The organism is Ruegeria sp. AP11 (assembly GCF_056535865.1).
The window spans coordinates 312,399-331,457 of the sequence record NZ_JBQFJB010000002.1 but is presented as its reverse complement, the minus strand read 5'-3'; the positions used below and the strand labels follow the sequence as shown (position 1 = coordinate 331,457).

Genomic DNA, 19,059 nt, shown 5'->3' with positions numbered 1-19,059 from the left:
CCCGGAGATTTCAAATAATAAACTGTGCGGGAGGCCCCGCACAGTTTCTTTTTTTCGGCAATGGTTTGCCAGTGCTTATTGCGCAGCAGCGCGCGCCGCTTCAAGCCAGCCATCATAGGTTGCGCGGTTGGCTTCGATCCACTCATCGACGTGACGGTCGATATCATCCGAGCTGTCTTCGCCGTCAGCAACTTTCTTGTTCTGACCCGAGATGTCGTTGATATTGATCGAGGCGACTTCGAACAGCTTGGCAGCAGCCGGGTTCGCGCCCAGGAACTCATCGGTTGCGATGATACGGATACTGTCCACTGCAAAGCCCAGATCCTTGCCTTCGAATGTGGTTTCAGCGGTGGCACCGTCGGGCAGCGACGAATAGGGCACGGCCAAGAATTCGACATTCTCGCCCGGGACCAGAACGCCCGATACCCAGTAAGGGGTCCAGGTGTAGTACAGGATATTCTCGCCAGCTTCGTTGCGAGCGATGGTGTCCGCGATGATGGCGTTGTATTCGCCTTGGTTGTGGACAACCGTGTCACGCAGACCGAATTCGGTCAGTTGATGCTCGATCACGCGCTCGCAGCCCCAACCGGGAACACAACCGGCCAGATCAGCCAGACCGTCGCCATCAGCATCGAACAGCTTGGCGTTTTCCGGGTCTTTCAGGTCACCCAGATTCTGGATGCCCGCGTCATAGGCGGATTTGGTGATCAGATAGCCTTGCAGCGCACCATCGATAAGGGTGCCGACTTTTTCCAGCACCGCGTCGCCGCCGGATTCTTCAAAAAAGTTGTTGTGCAGCTTGTTCCACGAGGCGGTGGTGAAATCGGCATCGCCGGTGCCCAGAGCCAGGTGCATGGTCTGCGCCAGAACCTCTTCCGGCTCGGCAACGTCATAGCCCAGGTCTTCGAGGGCGCGGAACACGATGCGCGCCTGGAAGAATTCTTCGACCGTCGGCTGGATCACGGGGCGAACGGTCACGCCTTCGCCCGGCAGGTGGCCATCGGCCATGGCCGCGCCGGTCAGCAGAGTGGTGGCGGCAAGCGCGGCCAGTGAGGATTTGACGAACATTGTGTAGGGTCCTCCCAGTAGATTAGTTCGCTTTTTGTGGTTCGGGTGTTTCCTCAACTTTGGATTTGTTGAACAAACGATAAACAACGCCAACCGGGCCGCCTTCGTACCAGTGACGGTGCCCGCGTTCGCGGCCGGATTGGCCCATGCCCTGCGTGATACGGTCCAGCACGATGGCCAGGATCACGATGCCCAGACCACCGACCAGCGCCTTGCCCGCATCCAGACGGCCCATGGCGCGCAGCACCTCGTTGCCCAGCCCTTTGACCGAGATCATCGAGGCGATCACAACCATCGACAGCGACAGCATGATGGTCTGGTTGACCCCGGCCAGAATCGTGGGGGTGGCCAGCGGCAGTTCGACCTTGAACAGAATCTGGCGCGGATTGGCCCCGAAGGCGCGCGCCGCCTCGACCACCGAGGGGTTCACCCCCCGGATGCCCAGCGAAGTCAGGCGGATCAGCGGCGGCAATGCAAAGATGATGGTCACCACGACGCCCGAGACGTTGCCGATGCCGATCAGCATCACCACCGGCACCAGATAGACGAAGGCCGGAATGGTCTGCATGGTGTCCAGCACGGGGCGGATCAGCGCCTCGAACCGGTCATTCTTACCGGCAAGAATGCCAAGCGGAAGGCCGATGATGAAACTCAGGATCACTGCTGAGACCACAATCGCCAGCGTGGTCATCGCCAGTTCCCAGGCATTGGGCGCCAGAAACCCGAGCGCAGTCATCAGAACGCCGACCAGAATGGCGACCCGTCTTCCCGCCGCCTGCCAGGCGATCAAGATCATCAGGATCAGCATGATCAGCGGCGGCACCGCGTTCAGGGCGGTGTCGATTCCGACGATCATTTCGTTGAAGAAGTTCTTGATGGGCTGAATGATACCCCGGTTGGCGATGGCCCAGCCTTTGACGCCATCGGCGCTTTCGGCGATGCCCAGATCGACCGACGAGAAGGGATCGAGAATGCTGAATTCTGTGTCTGCCATGATACCCTCTCAGTGCTTCATAGTTGCGGGGTCGTCGACCTCGCCCTGAATGCCGCGCAGCAGGGCATTCTTGGTGACGATGCCAATCGGCTTGCCATCGGCCTTGACCACAACCGGGTGCTGGGTGGCGATGGACAGGTTGACCAGATCGTCCAGCGAGTGATCGGGATGCGCCTCGGGCCATTGGGAATGATCGACCGGACCACTGCGTTGTTCATAAGCTTCGACCGGCTCCATGATCTTGCCCGCCGAGATCAGTTCCAACTTGGAAATGCCCGCAACAAAATCGGCCACATAGTCATCGACCGGGTTGGTGACGATATCCTCGGGCGTGCCAACCTGAACCAGCGCACCATCTTTCATGATGGCGATGCGGTCGCCGATGCGGATCGCCTCGTCCAGATCGTGAGTGATGAACAGGGTTGTCTTTTTCATCTCGGCTGACAGCGACATGAATTTGTCCTGCAACTGACGCCGGATCAGCGGGTCGAGGGCCGAGAACGGCTCGTCCATCAACAGAATGGACGGGTCCGCTGCAATCGCGCGGGCCAGACCGACACGCTGTTGCATGCCGCCTGACAGCTCATCGGGGTACTTCTGGTCCCATCCGTTCAGATCAACGGCATCGATAGCGCGCATTGCGTTTTCATGCCGCTCTTTGGCATCATGGCCACGCACCTCCTGACTGAACGAGACATTGTCCAGCACCGTCCGGTGCGGCATCAGCGCCATGTTCTGGAACACCATACCGATCTTTTCGGCCCGAACCTCACGCAATTCACGCGCGTTCAGCTTGTTGACGTCATTGCCTTCAATGAAAAGCTGACCCGATGTGGGCTCGATCAGGCGGTTCACGTGGCGAATCAAGGTCGATTTTCCCGAACCCGAAAGCCCCATGATGCAGAAAATCTCGCCGCGCCCGACGGTGAATGTCGCATCCTGAACACCGACGACACAATCAAACCTGTCACGAACCTCAAGCTTTCCAAGCCCTTGTTCCTGAACAGCTTTCATCGCCTCTGCGGAACGCTTTCCGAAGATCTTCCACAGATTTCGACAATCGATGACGGCGTCACCATGAGTATCTTTCACCGGTTCCTCCCAACCTTGGATTGGTTTGCATACTGCATATTTTTTCGTTGTACACAATTTGAATTTTGATAATGTGCGCGACTAATATTGATGGAGTCACAGCTGCGATTCATTTATTCCCAAGGGGCTCGTGATCAAATGGGAGGTCAGAAATGAAAGATGCGTCTCGGCGCCGGAAGCAGCAGCTTTATGAGCACTTGAAAATGTCTGTCATGACGCAATCGTTGTGCCCGGGGGCGGATCTTGACGAGGCGACGCTGTCGGAAGAGTTCGAGTTGTCGCGCACCCCATTACGCGAGGTATTTCGTCAACTGGCCGGTGAAGGATATCTTGAGCTTCGCGAGCACCGTGGCGCGCGGGTTTCGGGCATGTCTTATACGACTCTGCGTGATTTCTTTTTGGCCGCTCCGATGATCTATGGGGCCATTCTTCAGTTGGCCGCCAAGAACGCCAAACCGGGTCAGATCGAACAGCTGAAAGAGGCGCAACAAGCCTTCAAGGCGGCGCTGCGGTCTGGCTCGGGGTCGGATCGGACGCTTGCCAACAACCGCTTTCATGAAGTGACCGGCGATATGGCCGACAACATCTATCTGCTGCCGTCTTTCAAGCGGCTGCTGATTGACCATGCCCGGATCGGCATGACCTTCTATCGGCCACAGGACACGACCATGGCCGAAAACCTGTCCGTCGCCAGCGCCCAGCACGACGCCATCATCGCCGCCATCGAGGCGGGCGATGAGGCGGCGGCTGCGCAGCTCGCCATCGATCACTGGAACCTGTCCCGCGACCAGATCGAGCTGTTTGTCACGCCCGCCGGGCTTGACCATCCGCTGGGATCGACGGCGCGCAAAACCCCTGCATGAGGATATAAATGACCCCCCTGTTCAAGTTCGAAGGGATATACACCCCGGTGGTGACCCCCTATCACGACGATGGCAGCGTCAACTGGAACGCGCTGTCGGATGTGATCGAGTATCTGATCGAAAACGGCGTGCATGGCCTGATCTCAGGCGGCTCGACCGGAGAGAACTATGCCCAGAGCGTGGCCGAGCGTCTGGAACTGGCCAAGTTCACCCATGAGCGGCTGAAGGGCCGTCTGCCGCTGGTGGTTGGCACCGGCGCGATGATGACGCCGGATTCGATTGCGCTGGCGTCGGGCGCGCGCGAGATTGGCGCGGATTCGATCCTGCTGGCCAGCCCCGCCTATTCGGTGCCCACCGACCGGGAAAACGCGCTGAACGCGCTGGCCATCGACAAGGCCGCTGATCTGCCGGTGATGCTGTACAACTATCCGCACCGCACCGGCACCATGATGGGTCCGGAATTCCTGGACCGAGTCGGTCGCAGCCGCAACTTCTGCGGCATCAAGGAAAGCTCGGGCGATATCAACCGGGTGCACCTGCTGGCGCGCGACTATCCGCATATCCAGATGGGTTGCGGCATGGACGATCAGGCGTTGGAATTCTTCGCCTGGGGCGCACCGTTCTGGGTCTGTGGCGGGTCGAACTTCCTGCCCGCGGAACATGTGGCGCTGTACAATGCCTGCGTGGTCGAAGGCAATTTCGACAAAGGCCGCCGCATCATGTCGGCGATGCTGCCGCTGATGCATGTGCTGGAACAGGGTGGCAAGTTCATCCAGACCATCAAACACGGCGTCACCATGAACGGCTTTGACGCGGGCGTGATGCGCGCGCCGCTGCGGGGTCTGAACAAGGATGACAAACGCGCGCTGGAACAGGTCACGCGCGTGTTGAAACGCAAAATCGCTGACATCGTGGCAGAAGGATAAGAAACATGGATCTGCTGACACAGGACGAATACAAATCCATCGCCGCCGGTCTGGACCTGCCCACCGGGGCCTTCATCGACGGCACATTCCGCCCTGCCGCCTCGGGCGAGACCTTCACCACCGTCAACCCGGCCACTGGCGAGACGCTGACCGAGATCGCGGCATGTGGCACCGAGGATGTTGATTTTGCGGTCGAAAAGGCGCGTGAGGCGTTTGACGATGGCCGCTGGTCCAAGATGCACCCGTCGGAACGCAAGGACGTTCTGATCCGTCTGTGCAAACTGATGACCCGCAACGCGCGCGAGCTGGCGGTGATGGAAAGCCTCGACAGTGGCAAGACCATCTATGATTGCGAAACCGTGGACGTGCCGGAAACCATCCACTGCCTGAAATGGCACGCGGAAGCCATTGACAAGCTGTATGATCAGGTCAGCCCCGCCAGCGACGATCACATCGCCATGGTGGTGCGCGAGCCGATCGGCGTTGTCGGCTTGGTGCTGCCGTGGAACTTCCCGCTGCTGATGCTGGCGTGGAAGATCGGCCCGGCGCTGGCGGCGGGCTGTTCGCTGGTGATCAAACCGGCCAAGGAAACCACTCTGACCGCGCTGCGCGTCGCCGAACTGGCGATGGAGGCCGGTGTGCCCGCTGGTGTCCTGAACATCCTGCCCGGCGGCGGCGGCGAGGTGGGCGAACCCATCGGCCGTCACATGGATATCGACATGGTGTCCTTCACTGGCTCGACCGTGACCGGCAAGAAATTCCTGACCTATTCAGCGGAATCCAACGCCAAGGAAGTGGTGCTGGAAATGGGCGGCAAGAACCCTGCCGTGGTCATGGACGACGCCGAGAATCTGGACCGCGTGGCCCAGCATCTGGTCAACGGCGCGTTCTGGAACATGGGCGAGAACTGCTCGGCCTCGTCCCGCCTGATCGTGCACAAGGCGGTCAAGGCGGAACTGCTGGAGCGCATCGCGCATCACGCCAAACAGTGGAACATCGGCGATCCGCTGGACCCGGAAACCCGAATGGGCGCTCTGGTGTCCGAAGGCCATTACAACAAGGTCTGCAGCTATCTGGATCAGGCCGAGAACGTGGTCATCGGCGGCAAGGCCGACAGCGGCTTTGTCGAAGCAACCGTGGTCGAGGTTGCCGATAACAACGCGGTTCTGGCCCGGGAAGAGATCTTTGGCCCGGTGCTGTCGGTGATCGAAGTCTCTGGCTTTGACGAGGCGATTCAGGTGGCCAACGACACCGAATATGGCCTGTGCGCGTCGATCTTCACCGCCAACGCCAAGCGCGCCATTCGTGGGGCGCGCGCCCTGCGTGCCGGTACCGTGACGGTCAACAGTTTCGGCGAAGGCGACATCTCGACGCCGTTTGGTGGCTACAAACAGTCGGGTTTTGGTGGTCGCGACAACTCGGTTCATGCCCATGATCAGTACACCCAGTTGAAAACAATCTGGATTGATCTGTCCGATGACGCCGACGAGGCCGTGAGTTGACGCGGTACACCGCAAAATCCCTGCCGGTCCAACGCGGACCGGCAGCCTGGAATGCCATTTTGGGGGCTCAGGCCCCTGCTACGGTATTGGAGGGTAATCTGAGCGCCGACTTTGTCGTGGTCGGCGGCGGGTTTGCTGGTCTGACAGCGGCACGCCGCATCACACAATTGGAGCCCGAAGCAAAGGTTGTCGTGATCGAGGCGGGTCGCATCGCCGAAGGGGCGGCTGGCCGGAATTCGGGTTTCATGATCGACCTGCCGCACGATCTGGCCTCGGACGACTATGCAGGCAGTGGCGACGATCGCAAGATGATCGATCTGAACCGTCAGGCCATCGGCTTTGCCCGCGCGGCGGTCGAGGAATATCAGATCGACCCCAATTACTTTGACCAAGCGGGCAAGGTGAACGGTGCGGCCAGCGAGGCCGGACAAGCGCATAATCAAAGCTATGCGAAACATCTGACATCGCTGGGCGAGGAAAGTCAGGCGCTGGACCCACAGCAGATGTTCGAACTGACAGGCTCGCGCCACTATATTTCAGGTCTTTATACGCCGGGCACAGTCATGTTGCAGCCCGCGGGCTATATCCGCGGATTGGCGGATGGGCTGGCTGGGCAAGGCGTGCGCATCTTCGAAAACAGCCCCGTCACCAGTTTTGTCCGCGACGGCGAGGGCTGGCAGGTTCAGACCGAAAAGGGCTCGGTCACCGCGCCGAAGCTGGTGTTGACGGTCAATGGCCATCTGGAAAGCTTTGGCATCGAGCGCAACCGCCTGATGCAGCTGTTCCTGTTTGCGGTAATGACGCCGGAACTGGACAGTGAGGCACTGGCGAAGCTGGGCGGTCAGTCACGCTGGGGCGTGACACCTTCGGATCCCATGGGCACGACGATGCGCCGTATCGACACCGGTCAGGGTGGCAATCGGATTGTTACGCGCACTTGCGCAGCCCTGCGACCCGGGATGACCGCGACACAGAACGATCTGCGTCGGGCTTCGCGCGTGATGCAGCGCAAGTTCGATCAGCGCTTCCCGCAACTGGCTGGAACGCAGATGGAGCATCAATGGGCCGGTCACCTCTGCCTGAGTCTCAACGGCGTTTCTGTCACGCGTGAGATTGACACGGGCGTCTATTCCGGCTGCGTCCAGAACGGGTTGGGGACCGCTCGCGGGACTTTGACCGGAATCGCGGCGGCCGAGCTTGCTTGCGGCCAAAGCTCTGATATTTCTCAATATTTTAGTGCCGAAACGAAACCTAAACGACTACCCCCTCAGCCGTTTCGGGAAATCGGGGCAAATATCGTACTGCGTTGGAAGGAGTGGAACGCTAAAAACGAGTAAAACTAAACAAGTCATCTAGCAAATAAAAAGCCAGGTAATGGCTTTCGACACGACACGGGAGATATCAAATGTCGATAAAAGAACCATTTACAGATCTAGAGATAAAAACGGCGGATAGCGGTTTTTATGAGAATAACAGTGTACCGATTGCCCTGATCAGTAAGGGCATCATGGTCGCGCTTGTGCTTTGGGCGCTGGTGTTTCCGGCCAATGCAAACGGTACGCTGGGCAGCCTGAATGGAAAGCTGCTGGAAAGCTTCAACAGCTTTTATGTCATCATCGTGGGGCTGTTTTTCTTCTTCCTTGCGATCGTTGCCATCATCCCGGCCACCGGCAAGCGGGTCATGGGTACTCCGGGTGAGAAGCCCGAGTTTTCGAACTTCTCGTGGTTCTCGATGATGTTTGGCGCTGGCCTTGGTGTGGGTCTGATGGTGTTTGCCACCGCTGAACCGCTGGGGCTGTGGGGATCAAACCCCGTGGTCGTCGCCGGGGACGTTCCGGGCAATGAACCCGAAGCGGTCCAGTCAGCCTATCGCTATACCTACCTGCACTATGGCTTCCACGCCTGGGCGATCTATGTGGTGACCGGCCTGTCGCTGGCCTATTATGCCTATACCCGCGATATGCCCCTGACTATCCGTGCCGCACTCACACCGCTTTTCGGCAAACTGCTGAATGGCTTTCTGGGTCATGTGGTCGACGTACTGGGCGTTGTTGCAACGATTCTGGGTGTCTCGGTCACCATCGGCTATGGTGTCAGCCAGTTCATCGACGGTGTCTATGCGATCACCGGCATGGAATGGGTGATGAATCTGGGCGGCGATGTTCCGACTCCGTCGAAAGTGGGCCTGATCGCAGGACTGCTTGTCATCATGGGCCTTTCGATCATCTCGGCGGTCTCCGGTGTTGGACGGGGTGTGAAATACCTGTCGAACCTGAACCTGGTGCTGTCGATCATCCTGCTGGGTACCTTTGTCGTATTCGGTTCGTTCGTCTTCGCCATGACCACCTATGGTTCGGCAATGGTAGACTACATCCTGAACTTCCTCTGGCTGAGCTTTGGCGCCTATGGTCCGCTGTCGGCTGAATCCTTCGCGGCAGCTCTGCCCGCCGAAGCACAGGCCCATGCGGACGCCCTGATGGGTGGCGCGACCAATGCCTGGGGCAGCTTTGACGGCTTCAAGAGCGGTCTGGAAGGCGCAGCTGCAGAGCTGGACGAAGCAACGCTGGCCGCAGCCTATGCCGCGGGTGAGCAGGGTCGTCAGTTCGGTTGGCAGGCTGGTTGGACCACGTTCTACTGGGCCTGGTGGATTGCGTTCTCGCCCTTTGTGGGTCTGTTCCTGGCGCGCATCTCCAAGGGTCGCACCGTGCGTGAGTTCATCCTGGGCTGTGTGTTCGCACCGGCGCTGGTCTGCTTTGCATGGATGACAGTTCTGGGTGGTACCGCCATTGATCTGGAACTCGCCGGCGAAGCCGGTGGCGCGATCATCGGAGCGTCGAACACCAACAAGCTGTTCGTAACGCTGTCCTACATGATCGACGGTGGCCTGCTGTCGATGCTGAACGTGATGTGCGTGATCCTGATCATGACCTTCCTGGTGACCTCGGCGGACTCGGGAATTCTGGTGATGAACACGATCATGTCGGGCGGCAGCCAGGAAACCGGCATCAAGCACCGCATCATCTGGGGTCTGATCCTGACCGCTGTGATCGGCGCGCTGATCCTGGCAGCAGGCGAAAACAACCCGATGGACGCGCTGCGGAATGCGATGATCATCGGCGCGTTGCCATTCACCATGGTGATGGGCCTGATGATGGTGGCTCTGGCCAAGGCGCTTTACCGCGACAGCCAGCGCGACAAGCACGGCTCTCCCGAGGCGCAAGCCGCCGAATAAGCGCCATGCGCACCCAAAAGATCAACGCCGTCCCTTTTGGGGCGGCGTTTTTATATTCGCCAGACGCATCACGCAGCCGGTGAGTTCGATTTCATTTTTGTCGCTCAGAAGACAATGTTGTCGCAATCTGCTGCGCACAGGTAGAGCGATCACTCTACCTGTGCGCTCATGACTGATACCCAGACTCAGATCGCCGAAAATCTTGATCGCCAGTTTTCCGAAATGGGCTTTGCCACCCAAGGGGTCGAGGCGTTGCGCGCCGGAGCAAATGTTTCGCTCAGGACGCTGTACAAGCATTTCCCCAGCCGCGAGGCGATGGTAATCGGCGCATTGAACCACCGGGACGCGACCTATTCCGACTGGATAGGTCAGGACGATAAAGTGGGTGCGGACCACGTGTTGCACGTAATCGTTCGTCTGTCGGACTGGTTGTACGAGATTTCAAACATGGGTTGCCTGTTCCGCAATGCTCTGGCCGCCTATCCCGAAAGCGATGCCATCCGACAGGCGGTTCTCGAACACAAAACGCGTGTCAGAAACATGTTCCGCGCGCGATTGTTGCACGTCAGCCCGGAATGCGATGCCGATGCTCTGTCCGAAGCGTTGTTCGTCCTGCACGAGGGGCTGACCGAAAGCGCCCGTCTGATCGGAGCAAAACCCGCAACCGACGCCACCATGCGCTGCGCCCGTGCGCTGCTTGGGTCCGCACATATTCACTAAAGCCGGACCAACCGGCAAATTGACAAGAGGATCTGACGTGAAGATCAAGGAACTCCACATCTACGCATATGACCTGCCGGTAAAGAACGGCCCCTACACAATGGCTAATGCCGAGGTCTGGGCGCTGGATACCACGCTGGTCAAACTGGTGGCCGAGGACGGCACCATCGGCTGGGGCGAGACCTGCCCGGTCGGCGCGACCTATTCCGAAAGCCACACCGCCGGTGCCCGTGCGGCCCTTGGCGTATTGGCCGAGGGGCTGCTTGGGGCCGAGATTTGGCCAATGGCGCTGCATCACAAGATGAACAGCCTACTGAACGGTCACAACTATGCCAAGGCCGCTATCGACATCGCCGCGCACGACCTTCTGGGCAAGAAACTGGGCGTGAACGTGGCCGACCTGCTGGGCGGGGCGCAGATGGACCGTGTCCCCTCGTACTACGCCACCGGCGTTGGCGCACCGGATGAGATCGCGCGGCTGGCTAAAGAGAAAATGGATGAGGGCTATCCGCGCCTTCAGGTCAAGGTCGGCGGCCGCCCTGTCGAGGTGGATATCGAGACCGTGCGCAAGGTGTGGGAAGTGATCAAGGGCTCGGGCATGCGCATGGCCGTCGATGCCAACCGTGGCTGGACCACCCGCGACGCCCTGCGGGTCAGCCGGGAATGCCCCGATATTCCATTTGTCATGGAACAGCCCTGCAACACCTATCAGGATCTTCAGAAAATCCGCCCTCAGGTCACCCATGCCATCTATATGGATGAAAACAGCGTCGATCTGAACACGGTGATCTCGGCGGTGGGCACCGGGCTGGTCGACGGGTTCGGCATGAAAGTCACCCGGATCGGCGGGCTGCAGAACATGCGGACCTTCCGCGACATTTGCGAGGCGCGCAACCTGCCTCATACCTGCGACGACAACTGGGGCGGCGATATCATTGCTGCCGCCTGTACCCAGATCGGCGCGACCGTGCGCCCCTCCCTGTCCGAAGGCGTCTGGCTGGCCGCGCCTTATATCGAGGGCAATTACGATCCCGAGAACGGGATCCAGATTGTCGGCGGCCATATCCAGCGCCCCACCGGCCCCGGTCTGGGTGTCACGCCGGATGAAACCAAATTCGGCGCGCCGGTCGCGTCTTTCGGAGGCTGAGATGATCCCCAAAACCATGCATGCCGTACAACTGACCGGCCATGGCGGCATCGACAAGCTGGCCTATCGTGACGACGTTGCAGTGCCGCAACCGAATGCGGGCGAGGTGCTGATCCGCGTCGCCGCCGCCGGGGTCAACAATACCGACATCAACACGCGCATCGGCTGGTACTCCAAGGCAGTGACCGAGGACACCAACACCGGCGGGGCCGAAGGGTTCGACAGCGTCGATGACGACGATGCCAGCTGGTCCGGCACGCCGCTGACATTCCCCCGCATTCAGGGTGCCGATGTCTGCGGCCATATCGCCGCGGTTGGCGAAGGCGTCGATCCGGCCCGCATCGGCGCGCGCGTGATCGTGCGCAACATGCTTCGCACCTATGTCGAATATCGCCCCTATGAATGCTGGACCATCGGCAGTGAATGCGATGGTGGTTTTGCCCAGTTCTGTGTTGCCCCGTCACAGGAAACCCACGCGGTGAATTGCGATTGGGATGACGTCGAACTGGCTGCGATCCCCTGTGCCTATTCCACCGCCGAAGGCATGCTGCACCGCGCCGGTGTCGGCGCGGGAACGGTACTGATCACCGGGGCCTCGGGCGGCGTCGGCTCGGCCGCCGTGCAACTGGCCAAACGGCGCGGCGCGCATGTGATCGCGATCTGCTCGCCGTCGAAGGCCGAGGCGGTCAAGGCGCTTGGCGCCGACCGTATTCTGGACCGCGATGCCGATCTGGTGGCGGAATTGGGCGCGGGCTCGATCGACGTCGTCGTCGATCTGGTCGCGGGTCCGCAATGGCCCAACCTGCTGGACGTGCTACGCCGGGGCGGGCGCTATGCCACCGCCGGAGCCATCGCCGGGCCGATCTGCGAAATCGACATCCGCACGCTCTACCTCAAGGACCTGACCCTGTTCGGCTGCACCTTTCAGGACGACGTCGTGTTCGAGAATCTGGTGAAATACATCGAGGCCGGAGAAATCCGCCCCGTCGTCGCCAAGACCTATCCGCTGAGCGATATCGCCATCGCTCAGGAGGATTTTTTGGCCAAGAAACATACCGGTCAGCTGGTGCTGATCCCGCCGCAGGTGTCGTGATGAAAATCAAGAGAATCGAAATGTTCCAGGTGGACCTGCCCTATGCCCACGGCGCTTACGAGCTGTCGGGCGGGCGGATCTACACCAGCTTTGACGGCACTTTCGTCTGCGTCACGGCCGATGACGGCACCGAAGGCTGGGGCGAAAGCACGCCGTTCGGTCCGAACTACATCGCGGCGCATGGCATGGGAACCCGCGCCGGAATTGCCGAGATCGCGCCCCATCTGATCGGGCGTGATCCGCGCCACGTCGACCGGATCAACGACGCGATGGACGAGGCGCTGCTGGGCCACAACCACGCCAAAGCCGCCATAGACGCCGCCTGCTGGGACCTGCTCGGCAAATCCGTCGGTCTGCCGGTCTGCACCCTGCTGGGCGGGGCAACGGGGCAACGGCTGCCGACGATCAGTTCGATTTACGCCGGTACGCCCGAGGATATGCGCGCGCGCGTCGCCGCGCACCGCGCCAAGGGGTATCGCGGTCACTCGGTCAAGGTGGGCGCGTCCGAGGCCGAAGGCGGCCCGGCGCTGGATGCGGAACGCATCGCCGCCTCGCTGGCCGACCGTCAGCCCGGCGAATACTTCATCGTCGACGCCAATGGCGGGCTGGTGCCGGAAACCGCGCTGCGGATGCTGCGCGCCTTGCCGTCGGGTCTGGATTTCGTACTGGAAGCGCCGTGCTCGACCTGGCGCGAAACCATGTCGCTGCGCGCCCGAACCGATGTGCCCATCATCCTGGACGAACTGACCCAGCTGGACGAGGACGTTGCCTTGCTGGTGGCCAATGATGTGGCAGACGGAATTGGCCTGAAGATCACCAAGGCGGGTGGCCTGACCCATTCGCGTCGCCAGCGTGACATCTGCCGCGCCGCCGGGCTGACCATGAGCGTTCAGGACACCACAGGATCAACCCTGTCCTTTGCGGCTATCGTGCATATGGGAGCCACCGTTCCGAGCAACCTGCTGCGCTGTGTGCTTGATACCCGCGACATCATTGAATTCCAGATTGGCGCGTTTGACGCCCCGGTGCAGGATGGCGGCGTTCTGCCACCCGACGCACCGGGATTGGGGGTCACCGTAGACCGCGATCTTCTGGGCACTCCACTCGAAACCTGGGAGTTATAACAAAATGTTCGAAGGAAAACGCGCATTGGTCACCGGCGCTGCGGGCGGCATCGGTCAGGCCATTGTCGACAAGCTGCGCCAAAGTGGCGCGCGGGTGGCAGTCGCAGACCGTGCAACCGACACCCTGACCGCCGAGGCGCATTTGCCCGGCGACCTGCTGGAGGCAGGCTATTGCGACGCGCTGCCTCAGGCCGCACATGACGCGTTGGGCGGGCTGGACATCGTCATCAACAACGCGGGCGTGATCACGCGCGGGCCGGTGACCGAGACCTCGGACGCTGACTTGTCCCTGTCGATGGGCGTCAATGTCGAGGCCCCGTTCCGCATCTGCCGCGCGGCCATCCCGCTGATGGCCGAGACGGGTGGTGGGGCCATCGTCAACACCGCCTCGTGCTGGGGCGGTAAGGCGCCGGGGCCGAACCACGCGCTGTATTGCATGACCAAGGCCGCAATCGCCTCGCTGACCGAATGCATGGGCATGGACCACGCGCATCAGGGTATCCGCATCAACGCGGTCTGTCCCAACGAGGTGAATACACCGATGCTGCGCTCGGGCTTTGCCAAGCGCGGCTTTGACCCTGACAAGGCGGTGGCCGAGCTGGGCCAGACCGTACCGCTGGGCCGCATCGCCGAGCCGGACGACATCGCCGATGTCGTCCTGTTCCTGGCCTCGGACGCGGCGCGCTATATGTGCGGCACGCTGGTCGAGGTGAATGGCGGGAAACCGGTCGCATGAGGCGGTTTGAGAACAAGGTGGCGCTGGTCACCGGCGGGCGTTCGGGCATCGGGCAGGCCATTGCCGAACGTCTGACGTCCGAGGGCGCACGCGTCTTCACCGCGCAGCGCGGTGCAGAGCCTCGCTTCGAGGGGATCACGGCGGATTTCACCGATCCTGAAAGCCCCTCGCAAGTCGTGGCCGAGGTCATTTCGAGCGCAGGTCAGCTGGATGTTCTGGTGAACAACGCCGGGATGATGCAGGAGGCCCGGGTCGAAGAGATGACGCTGGCGGACTGGCAAAAGAACCTAACGGTCAATCTGACTGCGCCGTTTCTGATGATACAGGCCGCCCTGCCCCATCTGCGCAAAACGCGCGGCAGTATCCTCAACACCGGGTCCATCGAAGGTCTGGGCAGCAACCCTGGCCACGCGGCCTATTGCGCCTCGAAGGCCGGGCTGCACGGGCTGACGCGCGCCGTTGCGGTCGATCATGGGGCCGAGGGTATCCGCTGCAATGCGATCGCGCCGGGCTGGATCGATACCGAGCTGAACCTCGATTTCATCGAAACGATGCCCGATCCCGACGCCTTTCGGCGCGATATCGGAAAAATCCACCCCGTCGCCCGCACTGGCAAACCTGAAGAAGTGGCCGCGTTGGCTGCGTTCCTTGCGGCCGAGGAAAGCGGGTTTATCACCGGGCAGGTGTATACCGTCGACGGCGGGCGCATGGCAAAGCTCAGCCTGCCCTAAGAGCAAATGTGCGGCGCCAATTCGTTCCGGCGCCGCGCTTTCGCAGCACCATTTCGCAACATTGATCCGGACTATCCGCCCAAAGAAATACCGGGATTGATCGACCCACTAAGTTTGCAATACATCCCCCAGGCTGGCTTGACGCCCCATAGTCGGTAATATAGCCACAACTTCACCTCACACAGTTTTGCAAGTCGGTTAACTGGCAGTCGCGACGATCATGTCCCAGACACGGAAGTTCGTATTTTTCCTGACAGATGAGTTTTCTCACCTCGCATTCTCATGCGCAGTGGAACCATTGCGCATCGCAAATCTGATCAGCGGTGAAAACCTGTACGACTGGTCGCTGCATTCTGAAGATGGAGTGTCTGTCACATCCTCGAACGGGTCCAAAACCCTGGTGGATGGGGATTTTTCTTCGGTTTCCAAATGCCACAGGCTGTTGGTATTGTCGGGCATCAACATGCGCAATCATGTCAGCCGCCCGCTATTGTCTGCGCTGCGACGGGAACGGGCCAAGGGAACTGAAATCGGCGCTCTTTGCTCGGGCGCGTGGATATTGGCCGAGGCTGGTTTTCTGAACGGATGCAAAGCAGCGATACACTGGGAATATCACGACAGCTTCATGGAGGCGTTTCCGGATGTAAATCTGGTACGCAACGTTTTTGTTGCGGATGAAAAACACATCACGGCGTCCGGGGGTACAGCGACCGCGGATCTCATGCTGCATCTGATCGAAGCAGATCACGGCGAAGACCTCGCGCTCGATGTAGCTGATCAGATGGTCTATGTCGCTGTTCGCAACGCGACGGCCGAGCAACGCGTCTCGTTGCAGTCCAGAAATGGTATGCGCAACAAACATCTGGTCGGGGCCATCCGTATCATGCGCGATCAGATTGACGACCCGATCCCGCCCTCTTCGATCGCAGCCAATCTTGGAATTTCCACCCGCCAGCTTGAGCGGCTGTTCGGTAAATATCTGAATTCCACACCAAAGAAATACTATGTCGAAATGAGGCTGGACCGTGCCCGAAAGCTTCTGTTGCAGACCGAAGATTCTGTGACGGATATTTCAATGGCCTGCGGATATGAAAGCCCCGGTCACTTCTCGAAGGTTTATCGCGCGCGCTTTGGTGTCTCTCCGCAGGCGCAGCGGAACAAATTGAGTTAGGCCTCACACTCCGGAAACGGTTTTTGATCGTCGGTCTGATTTGCGCCTTGCAGATCGGACAGGACGGGTGATCGCATTTGCGCCGAAGATATGTCGCATCTATCAAATTTGCTTCGCAAGATTGGAGGCAGGAACCCGCCAGAGATGCGATATACGGCGAAAATTCTGGAGACTCACGATGACCACTGAAAGCCGTACCCGCTCCCGCTCGGGCGGTCGTTCTGCCCGCCGGGCGATTCGTACCGCACCAAAGTTTGACATGCTGCCGGGCCTAACCAACAACCTGCCGCATTGCGAGGTGATGGATGGTGCGCAGGTCGAGATGATCGACAATGCGGCCATGGACATTCTGGAAAACGTAGGCGTCCAGTTCCGCGATCCGATTGCTTTGGAGGACTGGAAGAAAGCCGGTGCCAAGGTCGTCGATGAACTGGTCTATCTGGACCGCAACATGGTGCGCGAGCTGATCGCAACCATCCCGGCGCAGTTCACCTATCACGCGCGCGATCCGCAGAAGAGTCTGAAACTGGGTGACAAACATGCGGTGTTCGTGCCGATGACCGGCGCGCCCTTCCTGCGCGATCTGGACGATGTGCGCCGCAACCCGACGCTGGACGATCTGGCGATGTTCCACAAGCTGGCGCATATGATGCCCGCAATGCACAGCACGGCGCACCATATTGTCGAGCCCTACGATCATCCGATCAGCCAGCGCCATCTGCGCATCACCTATTCGTCGATGAAATATTCCGACAAGATGTTCATGGGCATGACCACCTCGCCCAAGAACGCCGAGGATGTCATTGACATGTGCGCCATCCTGTTTGGTGACGAATTCATCGACAGCCACCCCGTCACCACCGGCAACTGCAATGGCAACAGCCCACTGGTCTGGGATGAAACCATGCTGGGCGCGATGCGCGCCTTCTGCCGCCGCAATCAGCCGGTTCTGTGCTCGCCCTTCGTTCTGGGTGGCGCCAACACGCCCGCTTCGGTGCCCGCCACCGTTGCGCAGCTGACCGCCGAGGCGCTGTCGGCGCTGGCCTATACGCAGGTGATCCGCAAGGGCGCGCCGGCGATCTGGGGCCACTACCTGTCGACCGTTTCGATGAAATCGGGCGCGCCGATGGCCGGCACACCGGAAATCAGCCTGATGAACTTCATGATCGGCCAGATGGCGCGGTTCTATGATGTGCCGTGGCGTACTTCGAACACGCTGGGCGGGGCCAAGACCTTTGACGCGCAGGCCGGGTACGAATCCGCCACCACATTGCAGGCCGTCATGCATGCCGGGGCGAACTACATCTGGCACTCGGCAGGCTGGAACGAGGCCGGGATGCACTGCTCGACCGCCAAGTTCATCGTGGACGCGGAACAATGCGCCATGGCCTACCGGATGGCCGAGGGTCCGAAATGGCACGATTTCGATCAGGCGGTTGCGGCCGTTCCGGATGTCGGCCCCGGCGGCCACTATCTGGGTCACCCGCACACGCAGGACAACTTCCAGCAGGCGTTCTTCATGCCCGACCTGTTCGACAACAACTCGATCGAGCAATGGGTCGCCGAAGGCAGTGTCGAGATCACTGAACGAGCGCTGAAACATGCCAAGAAGCTGCTGGGTGAATATGAAGAACCCAAGCTGGATGAAGCCAAGAACGAAGAGCTGCTGGACTATATCGCCCGCCGCGAGCGGGAAATTCCTGCCGCAGACGAGCTGAACCAGACGTACTAAGCACGCTTCCCTCCCCAAACTGGCCCGCCTTCTCAGGCGGGCTTTTTTGTTTGCGTGCACTAAAGTTGAGAGGGGTTCAGTTTGGTAAGTGAGACAGCCGTATTCGTGGCGATCTGATCAATGGGCATGGCAAGCAAGGATGCCAGATCGTCGCTCGCATTCTCGGTTGTGCTATCCACGGTCCAGGCATCAACTGTTGCGCCATACTCAGAAAAGAAGGCGGGCAGATCAATGCCCTCAGATTTCAAAAACAGAACCAGCCTGTAATTGATGTAGACGTAATCGAAGGGCGTATTGTCGAGACGTGCCAAGATACTTGATAACGCATCAAGCATGCGGTTTAGATTTGCTTTCTTATCCTGTTGCAGATGACGCAGCAGCAATTGAGTGGGATCAAAGCCTTGTGGGATTCCCGGTGCCAGGCGGTAAAGTCGATCCAGCACCTCACGATGGGGGCTGCTTACGACAATATGCCCGGCATGCGCCGAAAGAAGCTTGCCCAGATGCGCCAGATGGGCTGTCGTGATTTCTTCAGGCCCACCTTTGAGATCGAACTGCACCTGCACATTGCTGTCTGAGGCATCCGCCAGCAAATCGGCAATGTCGGTATCACACATCGGGGCTTGCTTGTCCGGCGAACCGTCCATGCGCAACAGCCTGAGCTTGCGGATTTCCTCCGGGTCAGTGTCACGGATCAGACCCTGGCCTGTTGTTTTAGAAGAAAGATGCCGGTCGTGCAAAACCGCAAATCCGACACCCTTATGCGGTGTCAGATCCACTTCTACAGAGGCGCCAGCTTCAATGGCCTCGACCAATCTTGTGCGTTGAAACGGCGTATCTTCCGACGCGGTTTTCAGCTTGTGCCATTTCAGAGCGACCTTGCGCCCGTCCGCGGCCAACAGATGCGTCGGAGCGATTGCCATCATCG

General features: G+C 59.9%; 17 protein-coding genes. 13 read left to right on the top strand and 4 right to left on the bottom strand.

All coding sequences use genetic code 11. The features are described from left to right. Positions 1-75: 75 nt before the first annotated feature. Genes proX through ACR3E4_RS19440 form a run of 3 tightly spaced genes read right to left on the bottom strand, consistent with a single transcriptional unit; the run spans position 76 to position 3,154 of the window. On the bottom strand, positions 76-1,068 hold the full coding sequence (gene proX, locus ACR3E4_RS19450; RefSeq protein WP_480530788.1) for a glycine betaine/L-proline ABC transporter substrate-binding protein ProX: 993 nt from the start codon (positions 1,066-1,068) through the stop codon (positions 76-78). Between the two features lie 22 nt (positions 1,069-1,090). Further along, a complete protein-coding gene (locus tag ACR3E4_RS19445) occupies positions 1,091-2,062 on the bottom strand; it encodes an ABC transporter permease (RefSeq protein ID WP_480530786.1) in 972 nt (323 codons plus the stop codon). Between the two features lie 9 nt (positions 2,063-2,071). Beyond that, on the bottom strand, positions 2,072-3,154 hold the full coding sequence (locus ACR3E4_RS19440) for a quaternary amine ABC transporter ATP-binding protein (RefSeq protein ID WP_480530784.1): 1,083 nt from the start codon (positions 3,152-3,154) through the stop codon (positions 2,072-2,074). Positions 3,155-3,306: 152 nt separating this feature from the next. Between ACR3E4_RS19440 and ACR3E4_RS19435 the strand changes: the two genes are divergently transcribed. From ACR3E4_RS19435 to ACR3E4_RS19375, 13 genes are all read left to right on the top strand, one after another. Continuing rightward, positions 3,307-4,017 carry a GntR family transcriptional regulator gene (locus ACR3E4_RS19435; protein WP_480530782.1) on the top strand — a complete coding sequence of 237 codons (711 nt, stop codon included), beginning with the start codon at positions 3,307-3,309 and terminating at the stop codon, positions 4,015-4,017. A gap of 8 nt (positions 4,018-4,025) precedes the next feature. After that, positions 4,026-4,943, top strand: a complete 918-nt coding sequence (locus ACR3E4_RS19430) for a dihydrodipicolinate synthase family protein (RefSeq protein WP_480530781.1) — start codon at positions 4,026-4,028, stop codon at positions 4,941-4,943. Between the two features lie 5 nt (positions 4,944-4,948). Beyond that, the gene (locus tag ACR3E4_RS19425; RefSeq protein WP_480530779.1) at positions 4,949-6,445 is read left to right on the top strand and encodes an aldehyde dehydrogenase; all 1,497 of its coding nucleotides are present in this window, start codon (positions 4,949-4,951) and stop codon (positions 6,443-6,445) included. Then, positions 6,442-7,782 (top strand): NAD(P)/FAD-dependent oxidoreductase, encoded by a 1,341-nt coding sequence (locus ACR3E4_RS19420; RefSeq protein ID WP_480530777.1) that lies wholly within the window; start codon positions 6,442-6,444, stop codon positions 7,780-7,782. The genes ACR3E4_RS19425 and ACR3E4_RS19420 overlap by 4 nt, the downstream gene beginning before the upstream one ends. A gap of 68 nt (positions 7,783-7,850) precedes the next feature. Next, positions 7,851-9,677 (top strand): BCCT family transporter, encoded by a 1,827-nt coding sequence (locus ACR3E4_RS19415; RefSeq protein WP_480530775.1) that lies wholly within the window; start codon positions 7,851-7,853, stop codon positions 9,675-9,677. A gap of 168 nt (positions 9,678-9,845) precedes the next feature. Next, positions 9,846-10,397 carry a TetR/AcrR family transcriptional regulator gene (locus ACR3E4_RS19410; RefSeq protein ID WP_480530773.1) on the top strand — a complete coding sequence of 184 codons (552 nt, stop codon included), beginning with the start codon at positions 9,846-9,848 and terminating at the stop codon, positions 10,395-10,397. Between the two features lie 37 nt (positions 10,398-10,434). Then, complete coding sequence (locus tag ACR3E4_RS19405; protein ID WP_480530771.1) at positions 10,435-11,544, top strand: mandelate racemase/muconate lactonizing enzyme family protein; 1,110 nt, start codon at positions 10,435-10,437, stop codon at positions 11,542-11,544. Position 11,545: 1 nt separating this feature from the next. Beyond that, positions 11,546-12,637 carry an alcohol dehydrogenase family protein gene (locus ACR3E4_RS19400; protein WP_480530769.1) on the top strand — a complete coding sequence of 364 codons (1,092 nt, stop codon included), beginning with the start codon at positions 11,546-11,548 and terminating at the stop codon, positions 12,635-12,637. After that, on the top strand, positions 12,637-13,761 hold the full coding sequence (locus ACR3E4_RS19395) for a mandelate racemase/muconate lactonizing enzyme family protein (RefSeq protein ID WP_480530767.1): 1,125 nt from the start codon (positions 12,637-12,639) through the stop codon (positions 13,759-13,761). Before ACR3E4_RS19400 ends, ACR3E4_RS19395 begins: the two co-directional genes overlap by 1 nt. 4 nt (positions 13,762-13,765) lie before the next feature. Then, a complete protein-coding gene (locus ACR3E4_RS19390) occupies positions 13,766-14,497 on the top strand; it encodes an SDR family NAD(P)-dependent oxidoreductase (protein ID WP_480530765.1) in 732 nt (243 codons plus the stop codon). After that, positions 14,494-15,228, top strand: a complete 735-nt coding sequence (locus ACR3E4_RS19385; protein WP_480530763.1) for an SDR family NAD(P)-dependent oxidoreductase — start codon at positions 14,494-14,496, stop codon at positions 15,226-15,228. The genes ACR3E4_RS19390 and ACR3E4_RS19385 overlap by 4 nt, the downstream gene beginning before the upstream one ends. Positions 15,229-15,448: 220 nt before the next feature. Further along, complete coding sequence (locus tag ACR3E4_RS19380) at positions 15,449-16,399, top strand: GlxA family transcriptional regulator (protein WP_480530761.1); 951 nt, start codon at positions 15,449-15,451, stop codon at positions 16,397-16,399. 178 nt (positions 16,400-16,577) lie between these two features. Continuing rightward, positions 16,578-18,131 (top strand): trimethylamine methyltransferase family protein, encoded by a 1,554-nt coding sequence (locus ACR3E4_RS19375; RefSeq protein ID WP_480530759.1) that lies wholly within the window; start codon positions 16,578-16,580, stop codon positions 18,129-18,131. Between the two features lie 59 nt (positions 18,132-18,190). On the opposite strand, the gene ACR3E4_RS19370 is transcribed toward ACR3E4_RS19375, so the two are convergent. Further along, positions 18,191-19,057, bottom strand: coding sequence for a glycerophosphodiester phosphodiesterase (locus tag ACR3E4_RS19370; protein ID WP_480530757.1), 867 nt, complete (start codon positions 19,055-19,057; stop codon positions 18,191-18,193). Between the last annotated feature and the right edge of the window lie 2 nt (positions 19,058-19,059).

Excerpts from the sequence above, each read along its gene's own strand:
- ACR3E4_RS19375 (WP_480530759.1), top strand. The coding sequence starts at position 16,578 with ATGACCACTGAAAGCCGTACCCGCTCCCGCTCGGGCGGTCGTTCTGCC.
- ACR3E4_RS19445 (WP_480530786.1), bottom strand. The coding sequence starts at position 2,062 with ATGGCAGACACAGAATTCAGCATTCTCGATCCCTTCTCGTCGGTCGAT.
- ACR3E4_RS19385 (WP_480530763.1), top strand. The coding sequence starts at position 14,494 with ATGAGGCGGTTTGAGAACAAGGTGGCGCTGGTCACCGGCGGGCGTTCG.
- proX (WP_480530788.1), bottom strand. The coding sequence starts at position 1,068 with ATGTTCGTCAAATCCTCACTGGCCGCGCTTGCCGCCACCACTCTGCTG.
- ACR3E4_RS19395 (WP_480530767.1), top strand. The coding sequence starts at position 12,637 with ATGAAAATCAAGAGAATCGAAATGTTCCAGGTGGACCTGCCCTATGCC.
- ACR3E4_RS19390 (WP_480530765.1), top strand. The coding sequence starts at position 13,766 with ATGTTCGAAGGAAAACGCGCATTGGTCACCGGCGCTGCGGGCGGCATC.
- ACR3E4_RS19380 (WP_480530761.1), top strand. The coding sequence starts at position 15,449 with ATGTCCCAGACACGGAAGTTCGTATTTTTCCTGACAGATGAGTTTTCT.
- ACR3E4_RS19415 (WP_480530775.1), top strand. The coding sequence starts at position 7,851 with ATGTCGATAAAAGAACCATTTACAGATCTAGAGATAAAAACGGCGGAT.
- ACR3E4_RS19425 (WP_480530779.1), top strand. The coding sequence starts at position 4,949 with ATGGATCTGCTGACACAGGACGAATACAAATCCATCGCCGCCGGTCTG.
- ACR3E4_RS19370 (WP_480530757.1), bottom strand. The coding sequence starts at position 19,057 with ATGATGGCAATCGCTCCGACGCATCTGTTGGCCGCGGACGGGCGCAAG.
- ACR3E4_RS19430 (WP_480530781.1), top strand. The coding sequence starts at position 4,026 with ATGACCCCCCTGTTCAAGTTCGAAGGGATATACACCCCGGTGGTGACC.
- ACR3E4_RS19435 (WP_480530782.1), top strand. The coding sequence starts at position 3,307 with ATGAAAGATGCGTCTCGGCGCCGGAAGCAGCAGCTTTATGAGCACTTG.
- ACR3E4_RS19400 (WP_480530769.1), top strand. The coding sequence starts at position 11,546 with ATGATCCCCAAAACCATGCATGCCGTACAACTGACCGGCCATGGCGGC.
- ACR3E4_RS19410 (WP_480530773.1), top strand. The coding sequence starts at position 9,846 with ATGACTGATACCCAGACTCAGATCGCCGAAAATCTTGATCGCCAGTTT.